At 73.1% G+C, this 23,932-nt stretch carries 22 protein-coding genes and 1 pseudogene; 8 read left to right on the top strand and 15 right to left on the bottom strand.

Annotated elements, in window-relative coordinates; all coding sequences use genetic code 11:
• Positions 1 to 16: 16 nt before the first annotated feature.
• Genes AB0E62_RS27890 through AB0E62_RS27880 form a run of 3 tightly spaced genes read left to right on the top strand, consistent with a single transcriptional unit; the run spans position 17 to position 2,749 of the window.
• On the top strand, positions 17 to 1,240 hold the full coding sequence (locus tag AB0E62_RS27890; RefSeq protein ID WP_362199461.1) for a cytochrome P450: 1,224 nt from the start codon (positions 17 to 19) through the stop codon (positions 1,238 to 1,240).
• A 43-nt stretch (positions 1,241 to 1,283) separates the two neighbouring features.
• A complete protein-coding gene (locus tag AB0E62_RS27885) occupies positions 1,284 to 1,478 on the top strand; it encodes a ferredoxin (RefSeq protein WP_181797842.1) in 195 nt (64 codons plus the stop codon).
• Complete coding sequence (locus tag AB0E62_RS27880; RefSeq protein WP_362199457.1) at positions 1,475 to 2,749, top strand: FAD-dependent oxidoreductase; 1,275 nt, start codon at positions 1,475 to 1,477, stop codon at positions 2,747 to 2,749. Before AB0E62_RS27885 ends, AB0E62_RS27880 begins: the two co-directional genes overlap by 4 nt.
• A gap of 46 nt (positions 2,750 to 2,795) precedes the next feature.
• On the opposite strand, the gene AB0E62_RS27875 is transcribed toward AB0E62_RS27880, so the two are convergent.
• From AB0E62_RS27875 to AB0E62_RS27865, 3 genes are all read right to left on the bottom strand, one after another.
• Positions 2,796 to 4,934 (bottom strand): cellulose binding domain-containing protein, encoded by a 2,139-nt coding sequence (locus AB0E62_RS27875; RefSeq protein ID WP_362199454.1) that lies wholly within the window; start codon positions 4,932 to 4,934, stop codon positions 2,796 to 2,798.
• Positions 4,935 to 5,306: 372 nt separating this feature from the next.
• The gene (locus tag AB0E62_RS27870; RefSeq protein WP_362199451.1) at positions 5,307 to 5,507 is read right to left on the bottom strand and encodes an SCO3870 family protein; all 201 of its coding nucleotides are present in this window, start codon (positions 5,505 to 5,507) and stop codon (positions 5,307 to 5,309) included.
• A gap of 95 nt (positions 5,508 to 5,602) precedes the next feature.
• Positions 5,603 to 6,394 (bottom strand): inositol monophosphatase family protein, encoded by a 792-nt coding sequence (locus AB0E62_RS27865; protein ID WP_362199448.1) that lies wholly within the window; start codon positions 6,392 to 6,394, stop codon positions 5,603 to 5,605.
• Between the two features lie 140 nt (positions 6,395 to 6,534).
• On the opposite strand from AB0E62_RS27865, the gene AB0E62_RS27860 reads away from it, so the two are divergent.
• The gene (locus AB0E62_RS27860; protein ID WP_362199445.1) at positions 6,535 to 7,344 is read left to right on the top strand and encodes a DUF1963 domain-containing protein; all 810 of its coding nucleotides are present in this window, start codon (positions 6,535 to 6,537) and stop codon (positions 7,342 to 7,344) included.
• A gap of 228 nt (positions 7,345 to 7,572) precedes the next feature.
• On the opposite strand, the gene AB0E62_RS27855 is transcribed toward AB0E62_RS27860, so the two are convergent.
• The 3 genes from AB0E62_RS27855 to AB0E62_RS27845 all read right to left on the bottom strand — a co-directional run bounded on the left by AB0E62_RS27855 (position 7,573) and on the right by AB0E62_RS27845 (position 9,617).
• Positions 7,573 to 8,220: a GNAT family N-acetyltransferase gene (locus AB0E62_RS27855; RefSeq protein WP_362199442.1), complete on the bottom strand. Its 648-nt coding sequence runs from the start codon at positions 8,218 to 8,220 to the stop codon at positions 7,573 to 7,575.
• On the bottom strand, positions 8,211 to 9,047 hold the full coding sequence (locus AB0E62_RS27850; RefSeq protein ID WP_362199439.1) for a nucleotidyltransferase domain-containing protein: 837 nt from the start codon (positions 9,045 to 9,047) through the stop codon (positions 8,211 to 8,213). Before AB0E62_RS27850 ends, AB0E62_RS27855 begins: the two co-directional genes overlap by 10 nt.
• Before the next feature lie 66 nt (positions 9,048 to 9,113).
• Positions 9,114 to 9,617 (bottom strand): NUDIX domain-containing protein, encoded by a 504-nt coding sequence (locus AB0E62_RS27845; RefSeq protein ID WP_362199436.1) that lies wholly within the window; start codon positions 9,615 to 9,617, stop codon positions 9,114 to 9,116.
• Positions 9,618 to 9,855: 238 nt separating this feature from the next.
• Here AB0E62_RS27845 and AB0E62_RS27840 point away from each other — a divergent pair, with 238 nt between their 5' ends.
• Positions 9,856 to 10,563, top strand: coding sequence for a hypothetical protein (locus AB0E62_RS27840; RefSeq protein WP_362199433.1), 708 nt, complete (start codon positions 9,856 to 9,858; stop codon positions 10,561 to 10,563).
• A 61-nt stretch (positions 10,564 to 10,624) separates the two neighbouring features.
• On the opposite strand, the gene AB0E62_RS27835 is transcribed toward AB0E62_RS27840, so the two are convergent.
• Entirely contained in the window at positions 10,625 to 11,308 is a 684-nt protein-coding gene (locus tag AB0E62_RS27835) for a TetR/AcrR family transcriptional regulator (RefSeq protein ID WP_362199430.1), read from the bottom strand.
• Between the two features lie 151 nt (positions 11,309 to 11,459).
• Here AB0E62_RS27835 and AB0E62_RS27830 point away from each other — a divergent pair, with 151 nt between their 5' ends.
• Positions 11,460 to 12,593 (top strand): NAD(P)/FAD-dependent oxidoreductase, encoded by a 1,134-nt coding sequence (locus tag AB0E62_RS27830; RefSeq protein WP_362199427.1) that lies wholly within the window; start codon positions 11,460 to 11,462, stop codon positions 12,591 to 12,593.
• Between the two features lie 50 nt (positions 12,594 to 12,643).
• On the opposite strand, the gene AB0E62_RS27825 is transcribed toward AB0E62_RS27830, so the two are convergent.
• Positions 12,644 to 13,300, bottom strand: a complete 657-nt coding sequence (locus AB0E62_RS27825) for an HD domain-containing protein (protein ID WP_362199424.1) — start codon at positions 13,298 to 13,300, stop codon at positions 12,644 to 12,646.
• Positions 13,301 to 13,388: 88 nt separating this feature from the next.
• Between AB0E62_RS27825 and AB0E62_RS27820 the strand changes: the two genes are divergently transcribed.
• Entirely contained in the window at positions 13,389 to 13,859 is a 471-nt protein-coding gene (locus tag AB0E62_RS27820) for a hypothetical protein (RefSeq protein WP_362199421.1), read from the top strand.
• A gap of 56 nt (positions 13,860 to 13,915) precedes the next feature.
• Here AB0E62_RS27820 and AB0E62_RS27815 read toward each other — a convergent pair whose 3' ends face one another.
• The 7 genes and pseudogenes from AB0E62_RS27815 to AB0E62_RS27785 all read right to left on the bottom strand — a co-directional run bounded on the left by AB0E62_RS27815 (position 13,916) and on the right by AB0E62_RS27785 (position 22,266).
• A complete protein-coding gene (locus tag AB0E62_RS27815) occupies positions 13,916 to 14,566 on the bottom strand; it encodes a TetR/AcrR family transcriptional regulator (protein WP_362199418.1) in 651 nt (216 codons plus the stop codon).
• Between the two features lie 997 nt (positions 14,567 to 15,563).
• Positions 15,564 to 16,595 (bottom strand): medium chain dehydrogenase/reductase family protein, encoded by a 1,032-nt coding sequence (locus AB0E62_RS27810; RefSeq protein ID WP_362199415.1) that lies wholly within the window; start codon positions 16,593 to 16,595, stop codon positions 15,564 to 15,566.
• A gap of 115 nt (positions 16,596 to 16,710) precedes the next feature.
• Entirely contained in the window at positions 16,711 to 17,361 is a 651-nt protein-coding gene (locus AB0E62_RS27805) for a GntR family transcriptional regulator (RefSeq protein ID WP_362199412.1), read from the bottom strand.
• Between the two features lie 175 nt (positions 17,362 to 17,536).
• Positions 17,537 to 18,262 carry an aspartate/glutamate racemase family protein gene (locus AB0E62_RS27800; RefSeq protein WP_362199409.1) on the bottom strand — a complete coding sequence of 242 codons (726 nt, stop codon included), beginning with the start codon at positions 18,260 to 18,262 and terminating at the stop codon, positions 17,537 to 17,539.
• Positions 18,263 to 18,305: 43 nt separating this feature from the next.
• Positions 18,306 to 19,787, bottom strand: coding sequence for an NCS1 family nucleobase:cation symporter-1 (locus AB0E62_RS27795; RefSeq protein WP_362199406.1), 1,482 nt, complete (start codon positions 19,785 to 19,787; stop codon positions 18,306 to 18,308).
• A 261-nt stretch (positions 19,788 to 20,048) separates the two neighbouring features.
• On the bottom strand, positions 20,049 to 21,344 hold the full coding sequence (locus tag AB0E62_RS27790) for an amidohydrolase family protein (protein WP_362199403.1): 1,296 nt from the start codon (positions 21,342 to 21,344) through the stop codon (positions 20,049 to 20,051).
• 68 nt (positions 21,345 to 21,412) lie between these two features.
• A pseudogene (locus AB0E62_RS27785) lies at positions 21,413 to 22,266 on the bottom strand (amidohydrolase family protein).
• A gap of 395 nt (positions 22,267 to 22,661) precedes the next feature.
• Between AB0E62_RS27785 and AB0E62_RS27780 the strand changes: the two are divergent.
• On the top strand, positions 22,662 to 23,378 hold the full coding sequence (locus AB0E62_RS27780) for an MIP family channel protein (RefSeq protein ID WP_362199482.1): 717 nt from the start codon (positions 22,662 to 22,664) through the stop codon (positions 23,376 to 23,378).
• The last annotated feature ends 554 nt before the right edge of the window (positions 23,379 to 23,932 follow it).

Genomic DNA, 23,932 nt, shown 5'->3' with positions numbered 1-23,932 from the left:
CCCCACAAGGAGTGGCATGACCACCACCGCACCGCTTCCGCCCCTGCCTGCCTCGCCGCCGCCCGGCTGCCCCTTCGACCCGCCCGAGGGGCTCGCGCGACTGCGCATGGAGGAGCCGCTGTCCAAGGTCGCCCTGGACGACGGCGGCTGGGCGTGGCTCGCCACCCGGTACGCGGACGTCCGGGCGATCCTCGGCGACACCCGCTTCAGCTCCGACACCTCCGCCCCCGGCTACCCGGTCAGCGGCATGACCGGCGGCAGCCCGCGCCCCGGCGCCACCCGGGGCTTCATCCGCATGGACCCGCCGGAGCACACCCGGCTGCGCCGCATGGTCACCCGGGACTTCATGGTCAAGCGGGTGGAGGCGCTGCGCCCCACCCTGCAGCGGCTCACCGACGAGCTGTGCGACGCGATGGAGCGGACCGACCGCTCCGAGCACCCCGTCGACCTGGTCCAGGCCCTGGCGCTGCCGCTGCCCTCGCTCGCCATCAGCCTGCTGCTGGGCGTGCCCTACGAGGACCATGACACCTTCCAGCGGCTGACCGGCACCCTGCTCTCCCGTGACCTCGGCGAAGCGGAGCGCGAGCCCGCGCGCCGCGAACTCCTCGCCTACATCGACCGGTTGGTGCGGGACAAGAAGGCCGAGCCGGGCGACGACATCATCAGCCGGCTCGTCACCGAGCAGTACGCGCGGGGCGAGCTGACCCACGAGGACCTCGTGGCGTTCGCCGTGCTGCTGCTGGTCGCCGGGCACGAGACGACGGCCAACATGATCGGCCTGAGCGCCCTGTCCCTCATGCTCGACCAGGACACCGCCGGCCGGCTGCGCGAGGACCCGTCACTGGTCCGCGGCGCCGTCGAGGAACTGCTGCGTTTCCACAGCATCATCCGCAACGGCCCCCGGCGCGCGGCCCTGGAGGACGTCGAGGTCGGCGGGCGGCTCATCCGCCGGGGCGAGGGCGTCATCGTCGCCGTGCCCTCCGCCAACCGCGACGAGGACACCTTCCCCGACGCCGGCCGGCTCGACATCACCCGCCCCAACGCCCAGCACCATGTCGCCTTCGGGTACGGCATCCACCAGTGCCTCGGCCAGGCGCTGGCCCGCGCCGAACTCCAGGTGGTGATCACCACCCTGCTGCGCCGCTTCCCCGGTATGCGTCCCGCCGTACCGGTCGAGGAGATCCCCTTCCGCACGGACATGGTCATCTACGGCTGCCATGCCCTGCCGGTCACCTGGTGACCTCCGGACCACCACCCGTTTCCCCACCACCGAAGGAGTCCTGATGCAGATCACCATCGACGAGGCGAAGTGCTGCGGTGCCGGCCAGTGCGTGCTGGTCGCCCCCGAGGTCTTCGACCAGCGCGACGAGGACGGCATCGTCGTCCTGCTGGACGCCGCCCCGGACGCCGCCCGGCACGCCGCCGTGCGCGAGGCCGCCACCATCTGTCCCGCCGCGGCCATCCAGGTGCGGGAATGAGCGCCCCCCACACCCCCCGCCCCCGGATCGCCGTCGTCGGCGCGGCGGCGGCCGGGCTGGCCGCGGCCGAGGGGCTGCGCCGCCTGGGCTGGGACGGGGACATCGCGCTCATCGGCGACGAACCCCGTCCGCCCTACGACCGGCCGCCGCTGTCCAAGCACGTCCTGTCCGGCGCCTGGGAGCCGGAGCGCACCGCGCTGCGGGATGCCGGCCAGCTCGCGGCGCTCGGCCTGGACCTCAGGCTGGGCACCCGGGCCGTCTCCTACGATCCCGAGCGGCGCGAACTCACCCTCGGCGACGACGGACGCACCGCGCTGCGCTGCGCCGGTGTCATCGTCGCCACCGGTGTCACGCCCCGCACCCTGCCCGGCGGCGACGCGCTGGAGGGGGTGCATGTGCTGCGCACCCTGGACGACGCGCTCGCCCTGCGCCGGCGCCTCGCCACCCCCGGCCGCCGGCTGGCCGTGGTCGGCGGCGGCGTGCTCGGCGCGGAGGCCGCCGCCGTGGCACGTGCGCTCGGCCACCGGGTCACGCTCCTCGGCACCGAGGAGGCCGTGATGGGCCGGGTGCTGGGCCCGGAGGTCGGCCGGCTGCTCGCCGGCGTCCACCGTGCCCACGGCGTCACCCTGCGCGCCGGGCAGGCGGTCACCGGGATCCGTGGCGAGGCCGGCCGGGCGACCGGTGCCGTGCTCGCCGACGGGACCGTGGTGGAGGCCGACGACGTGCTGCTGGCCGTCGGCTCCGTCCCGGCCGTCGACTGGCTGCGCGGCCCCGGCGCCGAGGCGGCGGGCCTGGACCTGACGGACGGACTGCGCTGCGACGAGTTCTGCGCCGCGGCCCCGGGGCTGTACGGCGCCGGTGACGTCGCCCGCTGGTACCACCCCGTGCTGGGCCGGCACGTGCGGATCGAGCACCGTATGAACGCCAGCGAGCAGGGCCTCGCCGCCGCCCGCAACCTCCTGTCCGAACTGGACCCGGAACGCTTCGGCGAACGACGCCCGTTCACCCCGGTGCCGTACTTCTGGTCCGACCAGTACGACCTGAAGCTCCAGGCCCACGGTGTACTGGCCGGCGCCGACCGGACCGAGGTCCGCCTCCTGGGCGGGGACCCGCTGCGACTGGCCGCGCTGTACGGCACCGCCGAGCGGGCCACCGGAGTCCTGGCGATCGGCCTGCCGCCACGCCTGACCCGGTCCCTGCGCGCCCTGATCGCCATGCCCGGTCCCTGGGCGGAGACCCTCACCCGGCTGACGGCGGCGGTGGACGCCTGACCAGGTCCGCCCGGGGCGGCCTCCCCTGCCCCGGGCGGACCGGACGTCAGCCTGCCGAGCAGACCGTCCCGTTGAGGCGGAAGACCGTCGGGTCCGGGTTGGGGCCGTCGTTGGCGCCGACGAAGCCGAAGGAGACCGTCGACGCGCCGTCCGCGGCCAGCGGCCCGGCGCCCTCGGGGGCGGTCACCCGGACGTGCGAGCCGGTCTGGTGGAACGTGGCGTTCCAGCCGGAGGACACCGACTGCCCGCCGGTCGGCCAGTCCCAGTCCACGGTCCAGCCGGTGATCGGCGTGTCCGAGAGATTGCGCACGGTGACCGTGGCGACGAAGCCGTTGCCCCAGCCGGTGTCACGGTGGTACGTCACCGCGCAAGCGGCGTCCGAGGGGGTGCTGGTGGTGAAGGTCAGCGGCGAGGACGGGGCGGAGAGCCGTCCCGAGGCGTCGGACGCGAGCACGTTGACCGTGTGGGTACTGCCCGGCGGCAGGTTGCGCAGGGTCACGGACGTGCCGGTGCTCTCGCCGACCACATGGGTGTACGCGCCGTCGCGCTCCTGGACCAGGTAGCGGGCGGCACCTGTCGCACCCGCCCAGGACAGGCGCGCGGTGGTGTCGGTCACCGCCTCCAGTCCCGGGGTGCCCGGGGTGCCGGCGGCCGACGCCGCGGGCCCGGTGCCGGCCTTCGGGGCGAGCGTGACCGTGAGCAGCGCGTACGGCTCCACCGTCACCTGGGAGGCGGTGGCCGCCGCACCGGTGACCTCGGTGATGTCGCTGTCGCCGCGCGCGTAGCGGTGGACCTGGGGCGCGCCGGCGGAGGGGGTGAAGCCCGCGTAGTCCAGATCCACGGTGTGCGCGGCGTCCGGGTCCTTGTTGACGAGCAGCACGCTCAGGCGGCCGTCGCGCCGCAGGACGGCGTGTGCGGAGACGTCCTGCGCGGAGGACCGGGCGGCGACCATGGTGTCTCCCGCGGTGCCCAGTTCGCTGGTCATCTTCATGCCGTAGTAGGGGTGGAACGGGGTGTTCGGCGCCGGTTCGCAGACGTCGCCGGTGCAGGCGCCGCTGGAGAGCATCCCCATGTCGCCGTAGTCCGTCTCGCCGTCGACGGCGGTGATCTGGCCGGCGCCGTTGTGGGTGTCCCACCAGTCGACGTTGAACACCCCGTTCTCCAGCGCCGTCATGAAGGCGTCGGCGGCGAACAGGCCGTTGGGGCGGGCGGTGAGACGAGCGCCGCCGGTGTTGGTGTTGATCTCGGTGAGGGCGATGCCGATGCGCGGTGAGTCCGCGCCCGCGTACCGGTCGAGCTGGGCGCGCACCTCGCGCAGTTCGCCGGGGAGCCGGGTCAGCCGGTTCATGGCGTCCTCGGCGGTGGTGTCGGAGCCGCCCGCGTACCAGTGGACGCTCACGAAGTCGACGACGTCGGTCACTTGGGAGAGCACGGTGTTGTTCCAGTCGCCGGGGTCGCCGCCGCCGACCACGCCGTCCGGCCACTCGCCCGGCGCGGTGAGGACCGCACCGATCTTGACGGTCGGGTCGACGGCCTTCATGGCCTTGGCGTAGGCCCGGACCTGACGGGCGTACTCCTGCGGGCTCTTGTCCGCGTGGTCGTCGTGCTCCCAGCCGCTGCCGTAATGTCCGTTGCCGTAGATCTCGTTGCCGATCTCCCAGTACTTGGCACCGTAGTTCTTGGTGATGTTGGCGTACCTGACCCAGCCGGCCGCCTCCTCGGGCGTGCCCGAGCCGTAGTTGGCGATCAGGATCGGCTGTGCGCCGGTGGCGCGGACGGTGCCCATGAAGGCGTCGAAGCCGGTGCCGGGGGCGACGTATCCGCCGGGCGCGGTGTGCGTCTCCCAGTGGTAGATGTCCGCGTAGGAACCGCCGGGATAGCGCATCATCCCGACATCGGCCGCCTTCATCAGACCGGCGACCTCGGGATCGTTCATGTGCGAGTCCCAGATGGCGGTGTTGACGCCGCGGGCGGTGTCGGTCAGCCGGCCCAGCGCCGCCTGGGTGTTGACCCGCACCTCGACGTCCGCGGTGTCCGCGGCGGCCGCCGCCCGGGGCGCGGCGGGCGCGACGCCGGCCAGCGGGGTCAGCAGGGCCAGCGCGGCGGCCAGCACGAAGGCGCCGCGCGCGAGGGCACCGGGGCCCCCGGTACCGGCCGGCCGGCCGGGGCTGTGCAGTGGTGGCATGGGGGTCCTCCCTCATGGGTCCGGCGGCACGGCAGGTGCCGGACGGTGCCGCCGGACAGGCGAAGTGCCGGCGCGGCAGCAGGGCGTTCCGCGCCGGGACGGGGAAAGCGGAGCGGGCGGAGCCGGGGTGCGGGCGGTACGGGCGGCCGGATCCCACCCATGGGAGCGCTCCCATGATGAGAGGGGTGTGACGCCATGTCAACGCCTGTGCGGGAGGGAGGATCGGGGCCCGGGGAAGCCGGGCGCGAGACGGCCGTGCCGGAGGCGGCCGTACGGTGCTCACCCGGACGGGTGCGACGTCCGGGCCCACGCGCGGACCCGCCCGGACCCGGGCGGGCCGGGACCGGGCAGGTGACCGCGGTCCGGTGGGGTTCAGCCGGAGTGCGGCCGGCCGTCCCGGACCCAGGTCGTCACGACGAGAGCCGCGGTGATGAACATCAGCACACTGAAGGTGGAGACGGATTCGACGTACTGCTCGTAGCCCTGCGCGCGCAGTCGAAGCGCGAGCGAGCCGAGCGCTGTGCCAAGCGCCGCGGTGACGGCTGCCATGGCGACGAACGGCGCCTTCCTCATGGGTACTTCCTCCAAGCCGCGAGACTGTTGACCAAGATCGAGACTACCTGCATCACGCAAGCATCACCGCGAAGCGGACAGTCGGCCGCCGGGTCTCAGCCGCGGATCATCGACATCAGCGCACCATGGGTCCCGGCGTCGGCCGCCACCACCAGCCCACGGCCGCCCGCACCGACCGGGCCGCCGTCGATCCCGGTGACCACACAGCCGGCGGCCCGGCACACGGCGATGCCCGCGGCGAAGTGCACGCTCCCGGACAGGTCTCCGCCGTCGGTGACGTAAGCGGCGCGCCGGCCGGCCGCGACCCAGGCGAGCGCCAGCGTCGTGGACAGGACCCGCACCCCGAACCGCTCGGCGAAATCGGCACGGGCCGGCAGTTTCGCCGTCCGCGGCCCGGGCGCGCCCGGGAACGGCGCGTCGAGGTTGACGTCCACCAGCCGGGTGGCGGACGTGGGCGCCAACTCGGTGTCCACGCCGTCCTTCCGTACCCAGGCGTTCGCGCCGTCGGTGAAGAAGACCTCGCCGGCGAAGGGATCGGCCACCGCTGCCGCCCCGCCGCGCAGGGCCACGTTGACGGCCACCAGCATGGTGCCGGCGGCGTAGTTGAGCGTGCCGCACAGGGGGTCCACCAGCCACTGGCGCGCGGCGGCGGCCGCGCCCCGCCGTCCGCCCTCCTCGCCGAGCACCGCGTCGTCGGGCCGGGCGGTGCGCAGGACGCCGAGGATCGCCTTCTCGGCCTCGATGTCGGCCTCGGTGGCGAAGTCCCCCGCCCCCTTGTCCACGCGTGAGAGCGGCCGGCCGTACAGACGCCGCACCACGTCCGCGCCGGCCCGCGCCGCCGCGACCGCCACCCCGACATCGTCGAGTCCCGCATACGAGTTGATCATGCCCCGAGGGTACGGTCCCCGGCGAACGCGGGTGAGCCTTCCGGCGGCCTCGGTGAGAGCCGGCTCGGTCCGCACCGACCGGACGCAACGGCCGGTCGGTGCGGACCAGTTCGCCTTCCCACCCCCGTTAGGGTGGCCCGGTGACCGACGCGAGCGAGGACAGAGTGAACCGTTTCCGGGCCGAGGCGGCATCCCGGGGTCTGCCGTCGGAGGAGGTGGAGGAATGGATACGTGTCGCCCTTCCGGCGGTGTACCTGGCGGAGGGCGGTGACGGGCCCCTCGTGGCCCGGACCGGCGGCGACCCCGTGCTGCCGCCCGGCGTGCCCGTGCCGTCCGATCCCTTCGTGGCCTCCGTCGACCTCGCGGCCCTGCCGCCGGGTGCCACCGGCCTTCCGCTGCCCTCCGACGGCCACCTGCTGTTCTTCTCCGGCACCGACGCGCACGGCGTCGGGGAACGGGTGCCGGACGCGGTGCTGTACGTCCCCGCCGGGACCCCGGTCTCCCCGGTCCCCGTCGGACACGGCCGGCGCACCCCGTACAAGGCGCGCGAACTGCGGACGGTCTGGCACCAGTCGAGCGCTCAAATGCCCGAGAGCTTCGCGCTGGACACCTGGGGCGCGTTCCCGGACGAGGAGCAGTTCGACCTGGCCGACGAACTCGGCGACGCCTGGGCGCAGGTGGGCGGCTACCGCCCGCCCTGGGTGCTGCAGCTCGGCGGCCACCCGGTCTCGCCCCAGAACGACCCGGTGCACTACGCCCGTGACCCCGGGGAGGCCGGGCCCGCCGGGCACGGCACGGAGGACGCGGACGACTGGGCTCTCCTGGCCACCTGGTGGTGCGGCGACGATGTCCCGGAACTGGACTCCGGCGTGGCCCACTGGGTGATCCGCCGACGGGACGTGGCGGCCCTGCGCTTCGACCGCGCCCTTCGCTACGTGGAAATGGCCTGACGGCGCCGGGACGGGCGCGGCGGCTCCCCGGCGGGGTTCAGCTGCCCTCCCTCCGAGACGGCGGCAGCGCCCGGATCGTTCCCGCCGTCTCGTCGGGCGCTTTTCCGGCCATGGGGTGCCCCGCCCCGGTCAGCCGGTGCTCCAGGTCCGGTGCCCGCGTGTGCCGGGCCGCCGCGCAGGCCGGGGTCCGCCACCGTACGACCGCTCGGCGGCCGGGCCGCCGGACGCTCACGCCAGGCCGAACCAGGGCAGGCACGCGGGCAGTCCCGCCATCTCCACCGGGACCGGCTGGTGCCGTTGCCATGGTTCGGCGGTGAGGCGGAGTCTGCGCAGTACGGCGGGCCTGCCGCGTACGGCATGGCGTTCGATGCCGTCCTCGCGGTAGCCGAGCTTGCGCGAGACCGCCGGTGAGGCCGCGTTGTCCGTGTACGCCCCGGACACGGCGTGCTGTGCGCCGAGTCCGGCGAAGGCCAGGTGGAAGACGGCCGCGCGCATCTCCGTGCCCAGGCCCTGGCCCTGGTGGGCCCGGCCCAGCCAGGAGCCGGTGTTCACTTCGCGGCGGACCGGGAAGTCGCGGGCACCGATGCCCTGCGTCCCGACGACGACGCCGTCCCGCAGGGCCACCAGGTTCAACTCCCAGTTCTCCGGCCGCCAGTCGCCCCAGCGGCGCCAGTGGTACTGCAGGACGTCCCGGGCACGCTGGTCGGGCGGCACATCCGTCCAGGCCACGGTGAACGGCTGCACCGCCGGTTCGTGCACCCCCTCGGCGGCGAGCGACGCCAGCGCGGCGAGTTCCTCCGGGTGCGGCAGCCGCAACTCCAGGCGCGGCGTGGTCAACCGCAGCCCCGCGAGCGGCCAGTGGGTCGTCAGGGGCATGACCTGGGATCCTCCTCGCCGAGTCGGCCGCACACCTCGGCGGTCAGTGCGTCGGCGGCGTCGAGTGCGGCCGTGAGCGTGTCCGGAGTCGTGCCGAGCGCGGCGAACAGGCCATGGGCCCGCTCGGCGAAGTCCTGGGGAGCACCGGCGAGTTGTCCCGCGGACCGTACCGCTCCCTTTTCGTTGAGGACCCAGCGCCGGGCGTGCGCGTGGAGGGCGTGCACGACAAGCCCGACCGCGCGGAAGAGGCAGCCGGCGACGAAGAAGACATCCCCGCGGGCCGCCCCCTTGCGGGCACCGGCCAGGATGAACGGTGCCTCCCAGCGCGCGTTGCCGATGAGCGCCTCCCGCAAGGGCTCGGGGTAGCGGCGCGTCTGCTCCCGCAGGGCCCGCAGTTCACCGGTGGGATCGGCGAGGATGTGCCCGACGGCCACCTCACCGGCGTAGGAGTGGGAGTACACGCCCAGGGGGTGGCCGGGCTGGGCGCCGATCTCGAAGTGCCCGGCGCGGCACTGCTGCCACACGCGGTGCACCCGGTCCAGGTCCCGGTAGATCCAGTCGACGCGCCGGCCGTCGACGGTCAGCCAGGCCCCGCCGTCCACCCACGGCCCCCAGCCGCCCGGCTCGGTCACCTCCACCGGCCCGCCGGTCAGCTCGGCCGCGAGCAGCCGCAGGGCGGCGGTGTCGAGCGGCGGCCGGTAGTACAGGCCCAGGTCGAAGTCGGAGCCGGCGTCCTGTGTTCCGCTCGCCCGGCTGCCGCCCAGGCACACGGCGACGATCCCGCCGACACCGGTCAGCCGGTTCGCGATCTCCGTAAGGTGCTCCACCCGTCCCAGTCTGCCGGGGAGGATCACCGCCCGCGACCGGATTACCCGGCCACGGGGGCGCGGGGGTCAGCGCACCCCCGGGTGCTCGCGCAGGGCCTTCACGATCAGGTCGTGGACGAGGTATTCGCCGGGGGCCCGGTTCTCCTTGAGGAGGGGCAGGTCGTCGGGACCGAACCAGTGGCAGGCGGTGTGCTTGGACCACTCCAGGGCGGGGTGGTCCAGATCGCCGTCGACCTCGACGAGGTAGTCGGCCTCATGCCGTGGTCCGGCCCCGTCGTCACCGGTCCAGGTGCTGATCCCGAGCAGCCGCCGGACGCGGCGCAGGCGCCAGCCGGTCTCCTCCTCGATCTCCCGGGCGAGGGCGTCCGGCAATGACTCACCGGGCTCGACATGCCCTCCGACGATGTCCCAGCAGTCGGGGAAGAGTCGTCGGCCGGGGCCGCGTCTCTGCGCGAAGGCCCGGCCGTACCGGTCGAGGACGACCGCCCCGACCGTCCACGTCTCCCCGGCGGCGGGTACGGGGATCTCGACATCGTCGTCCACGGTCACGTGGTGCGGGTCGTCCGGCATGCCCTCACCCTAAGACGTCCTTGCACCTGGTCAGTCGGCGGCGACTTACGAGGGTCGCGGCGACGGCCGTGCAGGCGAGGGAGGGTTCGGCCGTGTGCTGGTGGAGGGGCAAGAAGGCGCGGAGCACGAAGGCCGGCCGAGGCGGTCCGGCCCGGACCGGTCCGCGTCGGCCGAACGCGTTCCGTCGAACGCGAACTCCTCCTACCATACGTTGACTTGAGACGTACGGGGGAGGGTGATGAGCAGCGAGCTGCCACCCGGTCTGGCCGTGGTGATCGCCTTGCTCTGCTGGGCGGTCTACGCACTGTTCGTGTCGGTCCGCAGGGCCGTCCATCGACGAGGGCTGCCGCCGCCCTCGCTCGCGCCCGGCCGACTGGAGGCGAGCCAGGGCGAGGCGTTCCGGGAGATCTGCCGACGGGCCGCGAGTCCGGGTCCGCGCGTGGAGATGACGGACTACTTCGCCGAACGAGGGTGGAACAGGGCGGACGCCATGCGCATCCTCGCCGAGCCGATCAAGCACAAGCTGATCAGAGTGAGCGGCTGGCGGTTCGGCGGGTACAGCGTGACCCGCAAGGGCTGGAGCGTGTACGAGAGCAAGTTCATCTGGGCAGGGGGCGAAGGAGTGCACATCTCGTCGGCGTCGGGCGGATTCGTCGTGGCGAACGTCAACAGCCCTCAGGCAGTGGCCCACGGCGGCTACGGCAACCGGGCGAACGGGCCGGACATCCCGCACCAGCAGCTGATCGAAGCCCTGCGAGCGGACGCCCGGGGGGCCACACCCGACGAGGCGGTCCGGGCGCGGGAGTACGCCGACGACCTGGCCTCGGCCGTGGACGCCCAGGACACGGACGGAACGGCACGCATCCTGGCAAGGATCAACGCCCTGCTGTCCACAGCCACCGCAGCCTTCACCCTGACCCGGGATCTCCTGCGCCCCGGCTCGTAGCGGAGGGGGCGGCGGTGGCCCCGCGATCCGTTCCACGACCTTGTCCCACGAGGCCCCGGGATCAGGTACGGCCGGCGGTGATTCCCGTGAGGATGAGGTCGAGGCCGGCGAGGAACTCGGCCCGGTCGTCGTGCGCGCGCAGTTGCCCGGCGACGCTGCGGGTGAACGGGTACTGGTCGGGATCCAGCCCGTCCCATGTCATCGCCACGGCGTCCAGGAACGCGGTCCGGTCCCTGTCCGGCCGGGCCGCCAGGGTGTTGGCGGCGTTCTGGCCCGCCACTCCGAGGATGTAGCTCAACAGCGCGGACGCCGCGGTGAACCGGGTCGCTTCGGGCACATCCAGCGCCTGGACCTGGCGTCCGATGCGTTCGAAGACCCGCAGCATCGGCGACTGCCCGGGCGTACGCGGGAGCTGGGCGAGCGTGGTGCCGACCCATGGGTGGGCGTCGATCGCGTCGAACACCCCGAGCGCGAGCGCGCGGATCGCTTCCCGGGGGGTCGCGCCGGTGTCGTCTCCGGCGAGAACGGGGGTGATGACGGCGTCGATGGCGGCGACGAGGAGTTCGGTCTTGCCCGTGACGTGCCAGTAGATCGCTCCGGGGCCGGTCGCGAGGCGCTCGGCAAGCGCGCGGAACGTGAGACCGCCCTCGCCGACGGTGTCGAGGAGTTCGACGGCAGCGGTGACGATGCGCTCCCGGGAGAGTGGTTCCTGCCGTCGCTCGGGACGACGCTTCCTGGTTGCCATGGGTTCAGTCTAGGCGCCTGGAACACCGTTCCACCTTGACAGGGGATGGAACGACGTTCCAGTCTGGGTGTGCTGGAACGGCGTTCCAGATGGGGTCCGATCCACCGGGCGCCCGTCCGGCCGCCCGGTAACCGAGAGGAACGACACCCCTATGACCACCCCTGTCACGATCATCGGCGCGGGACTCGGAGGGCTCACGCTCGCCCGCGTGCTGCACGTGCACGGCATCCCGGCGACGGTCTACGAAGCGGAGTCCTCGCCGGCGGCCCGCACCCAGGGCGGCCTGCTCGACATCCACGCCCGCGACGGACAGCTCGCGCTCGAGGCCGCCGGGCTCCACGAGGAGTTCCGCGGCATCATCCACCAGGGCGCCGAAGCCTCCCGGGTCCTCGACAAGGACGCAACGGTGCTGCTGGACGAGCCGGACGACGGCGGCGGCGGGCGTCCGGAGGTGCCCCGCGGCGCGCTGCGGCGGATGCTGCTCGACTCGCTGCCCGCGGGCACGGTCCGCTGGGGACGCAAGGTCACCGACGTCCGGCCCCTCGGGGACGGCCGGCACGAGGTGATGTTCGCGGACGGGGCGACCGTGCGGACCGGCCTGCTCGTCGGCGCGGACGGAGCGTGGTCACGGGTCCGTCCGCTGCTGTCCGACGCCAGGCCCGAGTACGTCGGGACCTGCCTGGTGGAGACCTACCTGTTCGACAGCGACTCCCGCCATCCGGCCTGCGCCCGGACCGTGGGCGACGGCTCGCTCTTCGCCCTCGCCCCCGGCAGGGGCATCGCCGCCCACCGGGAGCCGGACGGCGTCCTGCACACCTATGTGACGCTCACCAAGCCGCGGGAGTGGCTGGACTCCATCGACTTCGGCGACCCGGCCGGCGCCGTCGCCCGCGTCGCCGCGGAGTTCCACGGCTGGGCCCCGGAACTCACCGCCCTGATCACGGAGGCGGACACCGCCCCGGTCCCGCGCACCGTCAACGCGCTGCCGGCCGGGCACCGCTGGGACCGCGTGCCCGGCGTCACGCTGCTGGGCGACGCCGCGCACCTGATGTGCCCGTCCGGCGAGGGAGCCAACCTCGCCATGTACGACGGCGCCGAACTCGGCAGGGCCCTCGCCGCGCACCCGTACGACACCGAGGCCGCGCTCGCCTCGTACGAGGAGGCCCTCTTCCCCCGCAGTGCCGCCGCTGCCGCCGAGGCCTCCCGCGTCCACGCCCTGTGCCTCGACGACAACGCCCCGCACAGCCTTGTCGACTTCTTCACCGGCCATGGGCAGGCCGCCTGAACCACCGGCCCTGCGGCGGGCGCACGGCGAGGAGGAGCCCGCACCGTCGGTCAGGGCCGAGGGGCACCGCTTCTCGACCAGCCGCGGCTCTCGCCCTCGTCGATGAGGCGTCGCCCGGCCCGCCACAGCGCCGAGGACGCCTCTCCGATCACCGCCTTGCGGGCGCGGACATCGTCCGCGGTGACGCCCGGGGTACGCCAGGTGCCGCCCTGGGCCATCCAGTTGAGAAGCAGTGGCTGCAGCCGGTCCATCGCCTTGGCGAACCTGGCCTCGGGAGTGCGCCGTTCCTCGAACTCGTCCCACAGGGAGCGCATCCGCCGGGCCTGGTCGGCCGGGAGCAGACCGAACAGCTCGTCGGCCGCGGCGACTTCCCGCTCGCGCTGATCGACTCCCGCGGCGCTGTCGTAGAGCGGGGTGTCGCCGGCGTAGATCTCCACGAGGTCGTGCAGCAGGACGAGCTGGACCGTGTGTCCTACGTCGATGGGTTCGTCGGAGTGTTCGGCGAGGATCACCACCATCATGGCCAGGTGCCACGAGTGTTCCGCGTCGTTCTCCCGGCGGTCCGCGGCCGCCAGGGGTGACTGCCTCAGGATGGTCTTGAGCTGGTCCACCTCGACCAGGAAGGTGAGTTGGGCGCGCAGCCTTTCGTCCAGGCCCTCGGGGAAGGGTGTCTTCTCCGCGAGGAGGTTCCGCCGTTCATCGCTCATGCGCCCATCGTGGCACGCGGGTACGGCCCCGCCGGACGGTCACGCCTTCTACCGTGGGACGCGTCAGGAGAGCGAGAGGGCGGGGAACATGACCACATGGGGGCTGATCGTCGAGACGACCAGGGGCTCGGGGGACCACAAACACCTGGAGGCCCAGGTGGTGGTGCACTTCACCGGGTCCCGCGCGCAGGCGCTGGCGGAGCTGGAACGGCGGGCACGGAGCTACTCTCCCGAGCACCCCAGGTTCCCCAAGCGCCGTCGGCTGCTGCGGGACGGGGACGGTTTCCTCCTCGTCGTCGACGGGGCGATGCAATCGTTCCTCACCCGCTTCACCGTGGCCGAGCTGCTGGAGGACTCGGGCACACCGGTGACGGACGAGGACGTCATCGGGGCGCCGGACGCGCCGGAGCCGGCGGCCGGAAAGACCGGGCGGCACATCGGGACACCGGCCGCGCCCGGGACGTCTCCGGCCGGTCCGGTGGCCGGCGGGGATGTCGAGCGGTACGCGGACGGGGTGCCCGTCCGGCCGGCCTGGCTGGGGCGCACCGACCTGCCGTGAGCCGCGGTTCGCGGGCGCCCGGTCACGCCGTACCGGCGGCCACCCCGCGTTCCCTCTCAGTGGTCCGTGACGGACTCCACCTCGGCGGCGTACAGCAGGGCCGGATCGAAGCGCATTCCGGTGAACTGGCCCGCGAGTTCGAGGGACAGCACGCCGTGCAGCCGGGTCCAGAAGGCGAGGGCGCGCCGGAGGGCCGACGAGGAGGCCGGGTGCTGCCCGGCCCAGTCCCGGTGTTCCTCCAGGTGCGTCTCCAGGGGTGACGGTGGCCCGTCGGGGCCCTGTCCGGCGGTGCAGACGTCGAGGATGACGGCCATGACCTCCGCGGCGATGCGGGTGGTGTCCTCGGGCGCCCGGTAGCCGGGCACCGGGGTGCCGTAGACGAGGAAGTAGCGCTGGGGGTCGGCCAGCGCCCACTCGCGCAGGGCGTGCGCGATGCCGTGGAGATCGGCGCCGGCCTCGGCGCGGGCGCGGACGGTGTCGGCCAGGCTGCGGTAGGCGTCCCTGATGAGTGCGGTGATCAACTCGTCGCGGCCGGCGAAGTAGCGGTAGAGGGCCGGCCCGCTCATGCCCATCCGCTTGGCGATGGCGTTGAGGGAGAGCGCGGAGGCACCGGCGGTCGCGATCTGCTCCCAGGCGTGCTTCTTGATCTCGTCCCGCACCTGGGCGCGGTAGCGCTCCCTGGGAGTACTCGTCTCCGGCTTGCTCACGGCCCTTCTCCTCCGCTCTCCCGGCTCCTGGTGAGAAGCTATCACCGAAGCTATTGGCCATCGCCATGGGAGTCTCTCCTGACAGGAAGGCGTCGTGGAGGCCCTGCGGCTCCGGCATGTGGCCGTGCCCGAGCCCGGCCCGGCCCGGGACAGATCATGGCCGCCACGGAGGCGACCGGGGTCTGCTTCGCCGAGCAGCAGCTGTGCCGCGGGCGCCGTTTCGGCCGGGCGGCGTTCCCGTTCGCGCCCGGCCACGACGTGGCGGGCCGGGGCCGGGCGACCGGCCGGGGAGTCGCCCGCGGTCGGCGAGTGGCCGCGCCGGTCGGGGCCGGCGGCTGGGCCGGCCACGTGCTGGTAGCCGCGGGGGGCGCGGGCCGGCAGGGCCGGGGAGCCGGGCCAGGGCGGGCGGCGGCCGGCAGCCGCACCGGGAGGCGTCCGGGTGCCGAGGATCCCGGCCGCGTCGCTCCGCGTGGCGGCCGTCCGGCCTCGGCCGCCTCATTCCGGCGAACGGCCTGGGCGTTCTCCTCGCGTCGATCGTTCTCCTCACATCGGATCGTTCTCCCCACATCGATCGTTCCCCTCACATCGATCGGGAACGCGGGCGCGCACGACGTGGCGGGCCCGCCGTCCTCGGCCCGCCGGCTGAGCAGGTTGGGCCGCCTCGCCGGCCGGTCCGGTGCGCCTCTCCTGGACGACCCCGGGCATGTCGGGCTGCCCCGGCGAGGCTGGGGGCGAGGGCCTGGGACCCGGACGGCCCGGGCGCCGAGGAGCCGACGGCTGCGCCGGCCGGCCAGGTGCCGGCCGGCCGCGCACTGCCGTCGATGCCGGCCGGATTCCGGAAGCGGTCCGACGCCGCCTCACGGTACGCGATGGTCGACGGCCACCGGGCGGACAGGCACGGTCCATCGCCCGGCCGGGTGTGCGCGGCGCGACGGCGCGGCGGGGCGCGAGAGGAGCGCAATCGTCGGGAGAACCCTGTGTGCCGGTGCTCGCTGCGTCAGGCGTGCAGGACGACCTTTCCGGCGACGGTGCCGGACTCGGCCAGCCGCATCGCTTCGGCGACCCGGGTGAGGGGCAGTTCGGCGGCGATCCGGGCGGTGATCTCGCCCCGGCGCAGAGCTTCGAACACCTCGGTGAGGTCGTTGCGCAGCCGGGCCCGGAAGCGGTCGCGGTTCAGGGCGCGGCCGGCCCAGACGTTGAAGAAGCAGGCGTGGCGGCCGTTGGGCAGGGTGTTCCACAGCCAGACCCGGCCGAGCAGCTTGAGGACGGGCCACTGCTTGGAGCCCTCGTCGTCGCGGGTGGACGCGCTGCCGTAGGAGACGAGGGTGCCGCCGGGGGCGAGCAGACTCCAGGAGTCGGCGATGCCGCGACCGCCGACGTGGTCGAACACGGCGTCCACGCCGCGCGGGGCGAGTTCCCGGACACGGGTGGGGATGTTCTCGGTGCGGTAGTCGACCGGGGTCACCCCCTGTTCCCGCAGGGCGGCGTGGTGACGTGCGGAGGCGGTCCCGATCACCTGCGCGCCCGCGGCCCGGGCGAGCTGGACCAGGACGGATCCCACACCTCCGTTGGCGCCGTGCACCAGAACGGTCTGGCCGGCCCGTACGCGGGCCTTGCGGTGCAGCATCTGCCAGGCCGTGATGCCGTTGATCACCACGGTCTCCGCCTCCGCGGCGCCGATCCCGTCCGGGACGGGCACCAGGTCGGCGGCGTCGAGGATCACGTGGCTGGCCCAGCCGCCGACCTTCAGCAGCGCGGCCACCCGTGTGCCGACCAGGCCCGCGTCGACACCCTCACCGGTCGCCGCCACGGTGCCGACCAGGTCGTAGCCCGGGACGAACGGGAAGGGCGGCTGGTCGTAATAGCGACCGCGGCGCATCTGCTGCTCCGCGAAGGAGACACCGGTGGCTTCCGTGCGGACGACGACCTGGCCCGGACCGGCCGTCGGAACGGCCCCGTGCCGCACCTCGAGCCCCTCCGGCTCGACCCTGCCCGGCAGCACGACCTCGACCATCGTTTCGGCATTCATGAGGACCTCCGTTGATCGCCAGCACCGTTAGCGGCTCACACTTCTGTTAGAAGTTATAACCTCATGGCGAGTGAGGGTCAAGAGTGTTCGTAATAGGGTCTAACTGCGAGTCCGATCAGGTCCTGTTCTGTTTCCAGTGCCCCATGGCCGCCTTGCGGCTGCTCGCCAGGTGCTCCACCACCAGGGCCTCCACCCGGGGCACGTCACGTTCCGCGATGGCGTCGTAGAGCGCCTCGTGTTCCCGCGCGACGGTCAGCAGGTCGTCGTGCTGCCCGAGGAGCCAGCGCAGCCTGCTGCGCAGGACATGTTCGAGTTCGGTCAGCAATTCGTTGCCGGCCAGCAAGGTGACCGTCTGGTGGAAGTCCGCCGCCGCGCGTCGCGCGCGCACCGCGTCACCGGCGAGTGCGGCTTCGAGTTCCGCGTCCACGTCGGCCCGCAGCTTCTCCAGTCCGGCGCGCGTGTGCCGCTGCGCGGCCAGCCGGAACGACAAGGTCTCCAGAGCCGAGCGCACCTCGTCGAGGTCGGCCACGTCACTGGGGGTGAACTCCCGCACCACCGCCCAGGTCCGCGGTCGCGGCGTCACCAGGCCCTCGGCCACGAGCGCCTTCAGGGCTTCCCGTACGGGGAGGCGGCTGACGCCCAGCGCCTCGGCCAGTTCCCGCTCGACCAGCCGGCTGCCGGGCCGTCGTACTCCGTCGAGGATCTCGTCACGCAACTGTCGCGTCACCCGCTCCGACTCGGGTGCGAAGTCGCCCTGCTCAGCCATCCCCGTCCTTCTTCTCTCCTTGGCACCCCGCGGTGCGCCGGGGGTCCTTCGCGGTGCACCGTGTGCCGCGGGATCCACGGCACAGCGACCTTAGCGAACGGTGTCTTCGGCGGCACACGGGGCAACGGGGCGCCTCGGCGGGGAGGTGTTCCGGCCGGGGACGGCTCTCGGCCTGTCAGCCCGCCGGCGGCGGCCAGTTGACGAACCGCTTGGCCCGCGGCGGTGCGTAGGTGCGCACCTTCGATGTGGACAGGCCGAGGCGGACCAGCGACTCGGCGATCGTCACGGCGGCGGCCACCCCGTCGACGACAGGCACCCGGGTGCGCCGGGCGACGGCCTCCGCCAGTCCGGCCATGCCTCCGCAGCCGAGGCAGATCACCTCGGCTCCGTCCTCCCGGACGGCACGGAGGGCCTCCTCGGCGATGGCGTCGACGGCGGTCCCGTCGTCGCGCTCCAGGTCGAGCACGGGCAGTCCGCTGGCGCGCACGGAGGCGCAGCGGGCGCTGAGCCCGGCGATGTGGAGGCGTTCCTCGATCAGGGGGACGGTGCGGTCGAGGGTCGTGACGACGGAGTAGCGCCGGCCAAGGAACTGGGCCGTGCTCGCGGCGGCCTCGGTAATGTCGACGACGGGGACGTCGAGCAGTTCCTGCAGCCCTTCGCGGCCGTGTTCGCCGTATCCGGCCTGGATGACCGCGTCGAAGGGTCCGGGGTGGGCACGGACGGCTTCCATCACGGCGATCGCCGCGAGGTAGCTCTCGTAGTTGCCCTCCACGGACTCCGCGCCGAACGAGGGGGTCAGCGGGACGATCTCGGTTTCCGCGGAGGCCGCGCGGGCCGCCTGTTCGCCGATGGAGTCGGTGATGGACTGAGTGGTGTTGACGTTGACGACGAGGATGCGCATGGGTGACCTTTCCGTCCGGCGTACGGTCTGTTTGCGCGTCGGTCTATTCGGCGTCGACAGCGATGGCTTCGCCGTCGACGTCACGGATCGGGGCGGCGCGGTCGGCGACGGCCGCGTAGAGACCGGCGGCCAGCACGGCTCCGACGAACCAGGAGAACCCGGCCACGTCCTGGAACGCCGGCACCAGGGCGACGACGACGGCGATCGCGGCGCTGGGGACGAAGGCGGCGACGGCGCGCGGGTTGTAGCCGCGGCGGTAGTGGTACTCGCCCCGCGCGTCCTCGGTGTACAGGTCCGGCACGTTCACGCGGGCCCTGCGCAGCAGCCAGTAGTCCGCCACGATCACGCCGAACAGCGGGCCGAGCAGGGCACCGAGCCCGCCCAGGAAGTAGGTGACCACGACCGGGTTGTCATAGAGGTTCCAGGGCGTGATCACCAGCCCCAGGACGGCACTGACGAGGGCGGCCCGCCGGAAGTTCAGCCGGCGCGGGAAGAGGTTGACGAGCGCGTAGACGGGCGCGACGAAGTTGGCCAGCAGGTTCACCGCCACCGTCAGGGCGATGAGCGCGAGGGACGCCGTCACGAGCAGGAACGTGTTCGGGATCGTCCTGACGATGTCCGTGGGACTGGTGATGACGCGGCCGTCGAGCTTGAACTGGGCGCCGCTGAGGACGGCCACGATGACGGCGAAGAAGAGCATGTTCACCGGGATGCCGACGACGTTGCCGCGGACGATGGAGCCACGGTCGCGGGCGGACCGGGTGAAGTCGCAGAAGTTCAGGACGAACGTCCCGTAGATCACCACCCACAGGGCGGCGGCCCGCAGGATCTGCAGCCACATCGCGCCGCCGGTGAGCGGTGCGTCGACGGACACCGAGATCGAACCGTCGGCGCGGACGAACATCCACAGCGCCAGGGCACACATGGTGATCAGCGTGATGGGCGCGGCGAACGCCATGTAGCGGCGGATCATCTGCATGCCGTAGCTCACGATGAGTACCTGCAGGGTCCACAGGGCGAGGAAGGTGATCCAGCCCAGCGTCGACTGGCCGAGCACGGAGTTGGTGTCCAGACCGCTCAACTCGGGGAAGACCGCCACCAGAAGGGTGCTCAGCACCACGGCGGCGAGGTAGGTCTGGATGCCGAACCAGGCGATGGCGACGGCGCCGCGGACGCCGGCCGGGATCTTGGCACCGTTGATGCCGAACGCGATGCGGCTCATGACCGGGAAGGGAACACCCGTCTTGTGGCCCATGAATCCGGACAGGGTCAGCAGGAGGAAGAGCAGGACGGAGGCGACGGCGAAGGCCGCCAGGATGCCCCATACGCTCAGGCCGACCGCGAAGAGGCCGATGGCGAAGGCGTAGTTGCCGAGGCTGTGCACGTCGTTGGCCCAGAGGGTGAAGACGTTGTAGGCGCCCCAGCGGCGCCCTTCGCGCTTCGTCGGGGCGAGGTCGTAGGTGTAGAGGCCGGGGCTGAGGGCGGCGCGGGTCTCCACGGGCGACTGGTCGTCCAGGGCAGTCATGGGGGCTCCTGGGATCGGTGGTCGGGAAACAGGAAGTTCCACATGGGGGAAGGTTATTTCCGGTTCGCAGAACGTAGGTTTCGCCCATCGCCGGCGTCAAGGGTTCTGTCAGGCCGTTCACCAGGCCGTTCACCAGGCTTTTCACCGGCCCGGGAGCGGTCCGGTTCGAGGCGTGCGAAGGCACCGCCCGGCCCGGTCGGGCACGGTCGGAAGGCACTCCTCACACGGACCGGACGGCCCCCTGGCGCGTACGACGCGCCCTCAGACGAGCCGGCCGTCGCGGGCCACGACGGTCCCGCCGCGCACCACCATGTCCCGCTGCGGCAGGTCGACCACGACCTGCGGCACGCACTCGCCCCGCACCAGGACGAAGTCGGCCGGGCTGCCGGGCGTCAGGTCGGCCCGGGGCAGGCCCAGGACGTCGGAACCCCCGTGGCCGGCGGTCTCGTAGCAGGAGGACAGTTCCTCGTCGAGACGCATGTCCGTCACCCAGCCGAGGATGTGCGCGCGATGCATCATGTCCGCGTTGCCGAAGGGGCTCCAGGCATCGCGCACTCCGTCCGAGCCCAGTCCCACCTTGACACCGTGCCGGCGCAGCCGGGCAACGGGCAGAACGAGGTCCCGGCTCGGCGCCACCGTGGTCAGGGAGATGTCCAGCTCGCCCAATCGCTCGGCGAGTGCGCCGAGTTCCGCGTCGGGCAGTCCGGGCAGGCAGAAGACGTGGCTGACGGTGACCTTGCCCTGCAAGGACAGGGCCCGGGTGCGGTCGATGATGTCGCGCAGCACCGTCACACCCTTGTCGTCGGTGTCGTGGAGATGGATGTCGACGCCGACGCCGTAACGGTCCGCCAACCCGAAGACGAGATCGAGCTGTTCTTTGCGGGCTCGGTCGAAACTGACCGGGTCGATGCCGCCGACGAGGTCCACGGCGCCGCTCCGCGCGGCCTCTTCGAGCAGGGCGGCGGTTCCCGGGGCACGGACGACACCGTGCTGCGGAAAGGCGACGAGCTGCACGTCCAGCGCGTGCGCGAGCCGCTCGCGCGCCTCGGCGATGCCCTCCACGCCGGCCAGTCCGTAGGCGGGAGCCACGTCGGCGTGGGCCCGCATCGCGCGGGTGCCCCGCGTCACGGCGTGCGCCATGAGGCCGTATGCCCGCTCCGCCACGCTCCGGCTCTGACTGTCGAACAGTTCGACGTCCTGCGCCACGTAGTCCGCGATGGTGGCCGCGGGTTCGCGCGACACCCAGGACCCGCCCCATGACGTCTTGTCGGGATGGATGTGCGCGTCGACCAGGGACGGCAGGGCGATACGCCCGCCGCCGTCGACCACCTCCGCGTTCCCGGGGGCCGGGCGGTCGCTGATCCGGCCGTCGACGACGGTGAGGTCCACGGGCTCGCCGGCCCCGAAGGGCCGCACGTTCCGGAAGACCACCGCCCTGCGGGGGCGCTTGCGCCCGTCGGCCGCGGCCGGTGCCGCACCTGCGGACAGCACCGCGCCGGCGGCGGCCGCGGTGGCGAGCACGGCGCGCCGGGACGGCGATGAGGGAACGGGTGTCATGGGGGTGCTCCTTCGGGTGAGTGCGAGACGCGAGGTGCCTCTCGGGCACCCCGGTGCGGCGAGAAGGTTCAGCAGATCCGGCCGGCCCGTACGACGCGCACGGGCCGGGACAGCGTCGAGACATCGCTCAGCGGATCGGCGCCGGCGACGAGGACGTCGCCCGCACACCCAGGTGCCGGCCGGCCGACGGTGCCGGCGAGCCCGGGCAGCCGAGCCGCGTTGGTGGCGGCCGTGCGGATCGCGTCCAGCGGTGACAGCCCGGTGGCGTGCATGAGGGCGACCTCGTGTCCGACGGGGGTCACCTCGCCGCCGGCCGAGTCCGTGCCCGCGACCAGGGGCACCCACCTCGTGGGCGGCCAGGACGGCGGCCTCGGGGACGGGCGGACAAGTGCGGCCCCGCTCGGCCGGCGCCGGGTCGGACGACTCGGCGAGGCGCGGACCGCGTCGTGGCAGCCCCGTTCGCTGTGACTGTGGCCTCGGCCAGTTGCTCGTAGGAGTACACCTGGGTCAGCGGGGCCTGGTCGGGCAGGCCGGCGCGCTCGTTCACACGCGTCTTGATCACATCGGCGCCCCGGGCCACGTTCACGTCGACTCGCCGACGGTGCCGAGGTGGATGTGCGCACCGACCAGCGCCGGCGACACCCGCTGTCCCCGGGCGTCCAGCCGGGGCAGGCCCGCGGGGGCGGCTCCGCCCGGGCGCGGGCCCGCCCGGTCCACCGCGCCCGAGCGGATCACGACGACCGCGTCCTCGGTCACCAGGCCGCCGTACGCTGCCGCCCGGTGCGCCGGGCCGGCCGGGCGCCGCGGCGGCGGGTCCCGCCGCGGAGAGAGCCGCCGCGGTTCCCGCGAGAGCAGCGGCGCCGGCGAGCACGCCGCGCCGCGTGAGGCGGCCCGAAGGCGGAGGGACGGGCTCAAGACACATGACGTCTCCGGTGTCCAGGTGAGGAGCAACTGGCTCTCGTTTTGTATCCCAAAACCCTCGGACGCAACAGGGGCCAGCGACCCCGGCGTTCCGTTGATACCCGACCGTTGCGCGCTTTCTCCTCAGAAGATCCACACCGAGTGAGGCGCGGACCGACAGATATTGGTATACCAAAGAAGTGACATCCTAAGGCCCAGTGCCCCGGAGCGGCCCGCGTGCCTGCTCGGTCGGTCGCCGGCTTCTTCGCGCGGGAGTTCCCGTGTCGCCGACGAGGCCCGTCCGTCACTCCTTCGGCCCTGTACCACGGCCCTCCGACGGGCGCGCGTACCCCGTCCGGCCGAAGCTCTCCTTACGAGACGGACGACATCGATGAAGGTGAGGTGATGGCGATGGCGATGCGCACCCGAGCGCTGGTGTCGGAGTTCCTCGGCACTCTGCTACTGGTCTTCTTCGCCGTGGGCTGCGCGGTTCTGGCGGTCGAGTTCATCGGCACCCTGGGGATCGCGCTGGCCTTCGGGTTCGTGCTGCTCGCCCTCGCCTACGCGCTCGGGCCGATCTCCGGGTGCCACGTCAATCCGGCGGTGACCCTGGGCATGCTGTGCGCCCGCCGCATCGACATGGCCACCGCGATCGGCTACTGGATCGCGCAGTTCCTCGGCGGCATCGCCGGGGCGGCCCTGCTCCTCCTGCTCGCCGAGCAGGTGCCCGGCTTCCACGCCGACGGCGCCTTCGGCAGCAACGGCTACGGGGACCGGTCCCTGGTGCACATCAACACCGGCGGCGCGTTCCTCGCCGAGGTCGTCCTCACCTTCCTCCTCGTGTTCGTGGTGCTCGGGGTGACGCACCGGGTCGCGGTCGTCGGCTTCGACGGCCTGCCGATCGGCATCGCCCTCGCCGTCATCCACCTCATCGGCATCCCGCTGACCGGCACGTCGGTCAATCCGGCGCGCAGCCTCGGCCCGGCCCTGTTCGCCGGTGGTTCCGCGCTGTCGCAGCTGTGGTTGTTCATCGTCGCGCCCCTGGTCGGCGGTCTGCTCGCGGCGCTCGTCCACCACGTGACGCACCCGGCGGGCGAGGAGCGCACGATCGCCGACGAGGTGGCCGCGGCCTGAGGGCCCGTCGGCCGAGCAGCTCCGCGACCATGACGAAGGCCGTGGTCACCGAGGCGGTGACCGGTCCTCTCGTGGACCTCTCCCGCAACCGGACGAGGTCTGACGTGGTCCTCGGCCGCCCCTGATCCACGCGCCCCTGCGCACGGGGTGGCGGCTCCGGACCGATGCGGAGCACTGGCCCTCGCGGCCGTCCCCCGTCAGGTCCGTGGAACGTCTCGGTGACGGTCCCCTACGGGCGGGTGCGGCGGCCCGCTGGGCCATCCCGGTGCCGCCCGACCGGCCACGCCGGCCACCGATCTGGAGATGCGTTCGGACGCGGCGAGCACGGCGCCCGCCTTCCGTGGGGCGGGTCCCGGCCGGGGTGAGCGGCGGGGACGCGGAACCGGCTCGGTCACGGGCCTCGGCGGCGGTCTCCAGGTCGCGCAGCCAGGCTTCGGGACTCTGGCGCGGCAGATCGGTCGCGGTGGGCACGTCCATGTCGAGCAGGACGCCGGAGCGGGCCTCCTCGGTGCGCACGCGGACGCCGTCCCCGGCCGCGGTGAAGTTCCACGCGT

It is taken from the genome of Streptomyces sp. NPDC038707, assembly GCF_040636485.1.
Taxonomy (GTDB): Bacteria; Actinomycetota; Actinomycetes; order Streptomycetales; family Streptomycetaceae; genus Streptomyces.
This window is presented reverse-complemented; position numbering and strand designations above follow the sequence as displayed.

Excerpts from the sequence above, each read along its gene's own strand:
- AB0E62_RS27800 (WP_362199409.1), bottom strand. The coding sequence starts at position 18,262 with ATGCGCATCCTCGTCGTCAACGTCAACACCACTCAGTCCATCACCGAC.
- AB0E62_RS27875 (WP_362199454.1), bottom strand. The coding sequence starts at position 4,934 with ATGCCACCACTGCACAGCCCCGGCCGGCCGGCCGGTACCGGGGGCCCC.
- AB0E62_RS27870 (WP_362199451.1), bottom strand. The coding sequence starts at position 5,507 with ATGAGGAAGGCGCCGTTCGTCGCCATGGCAGCCGTCACCGCGGCGCTT.
- AB0E62_RS27805 (WP_362199412.1), bottom strand. The coding sequence starts at position 17,361 with ATGGCTGAGCAGGGCGACTTCGCACCCGAGTCGGAGCGGGTGACGCGA.
- AB0E62_RS27880 (WP_362199457.1), top strand. The coding sequence starts at position 1,475 with ATGAGCGCCCCCCACACCCCCCGCCCCCGGATCGCCGTCGTCGGCGCG.
- AB0E62_RS27830 (WP_362199427.1), top strand. The coding sequence starts at position 11,460 with ATGACCACCCCTGTCACGATCATCGGCGCGGGACTCGGAGGGCTCACG.
- AB0E62_RS27840 (WP_362199433.1), top strand. The coding sequence starts at position 9,856 with ATGAGCAGCGAGCTGCCACCCGGTCTGGCCGTGGTGATCGCCTTGCTC.
- AB0E62_RS27790 (WP_362199403.1), bottom strand. The coding sequence starts at position 21,344 with ATGACACCCGTTCCCTCATCGCCGTCCCGGCGCGCCGTGCTCGCCACC.
- AB0E62_RS27820 (WP_362199421.1), top strand. The coding sequence starts at position 13,389 with ATGACCACATGGGGGCTGATCGTCGAGACGACCAGGGGCTCGGGGGAC.
- AB0E62_RS27890 (WP_362199461.1), top strand. The coding sequence starts at position 17 with ATGACCACCACCGCACCGCTTCCGCCCCTGCCTGCCTCGCCGCCGCCC.
- AB0E62_RS27810 (WP_362199415.1), bottom strand. The coding sequence starts at position 16,595 with ATGAATGCCGAAACGATGGTCGAGGTCGTGCTGCCGGGCAGGGTCGAG.
- AB0E62_RS27855 (WP_362199442.1), bottom strand. The coding sequence starts at position 8,220 with ATGCCCCTGACGACCCACTGGCCGCTCGCGGGGCTGCGGTTGACCACG.
- AB0E62_RS27835 (WP_362199430.1), bottom strand. The coding sequence starts at position 11,308 with ATGGCAACCAGGAAGCGTCGTCCCGAGCGACGGCAGGAACCACTCTCC.
- AB0E62_RS27845 (WP_362199436.1), bottom strand. The coding sequence starts at position 9,617 with ATGCCGGACGACCCGCACCACGTGACCGTGGACGACGATGTCGAGATC.
- AB0E62_RS27780 (WP_362199482.1), top strand. The coding sequence starts at position 22,662 with ATGCGCACCCGAGCGCTGGTGTCGGAGTTCCTCGGCACTCTGCTACTG.
- AB0E62_RS27865 (WP_362199448.1), bottom strand. The coding sequence starts at position 6,394 with ATGATCAACTCGTATGCGGGACTCGACGATGTCGGGGTGGCGGTCGCG.
- AB0E62_RS27825 (WP_362199424.1), bottom strand. The coding sequence starts at position 13,300 with ATGAGCGATGAACGGCGGAACCTCCTCGCGGAGAAGACACCCTTCCCC.
- AB0E62_RS27795 (WP_362199406.1), bottom strand. The coding sequence starts at position 19,787 with ATGACTGCCCTGGACGACCAGTCGCCCGTGGAGACCCGCGCCGCCCTC.
- AB0E62_RS27885 (WP_181797842.1), top strand. The coding sequence starts at position 1,284 with ATGCAGATCACCATCGACGAGGCGAAGTGCTGCGGTGCCGGCCAGTGC.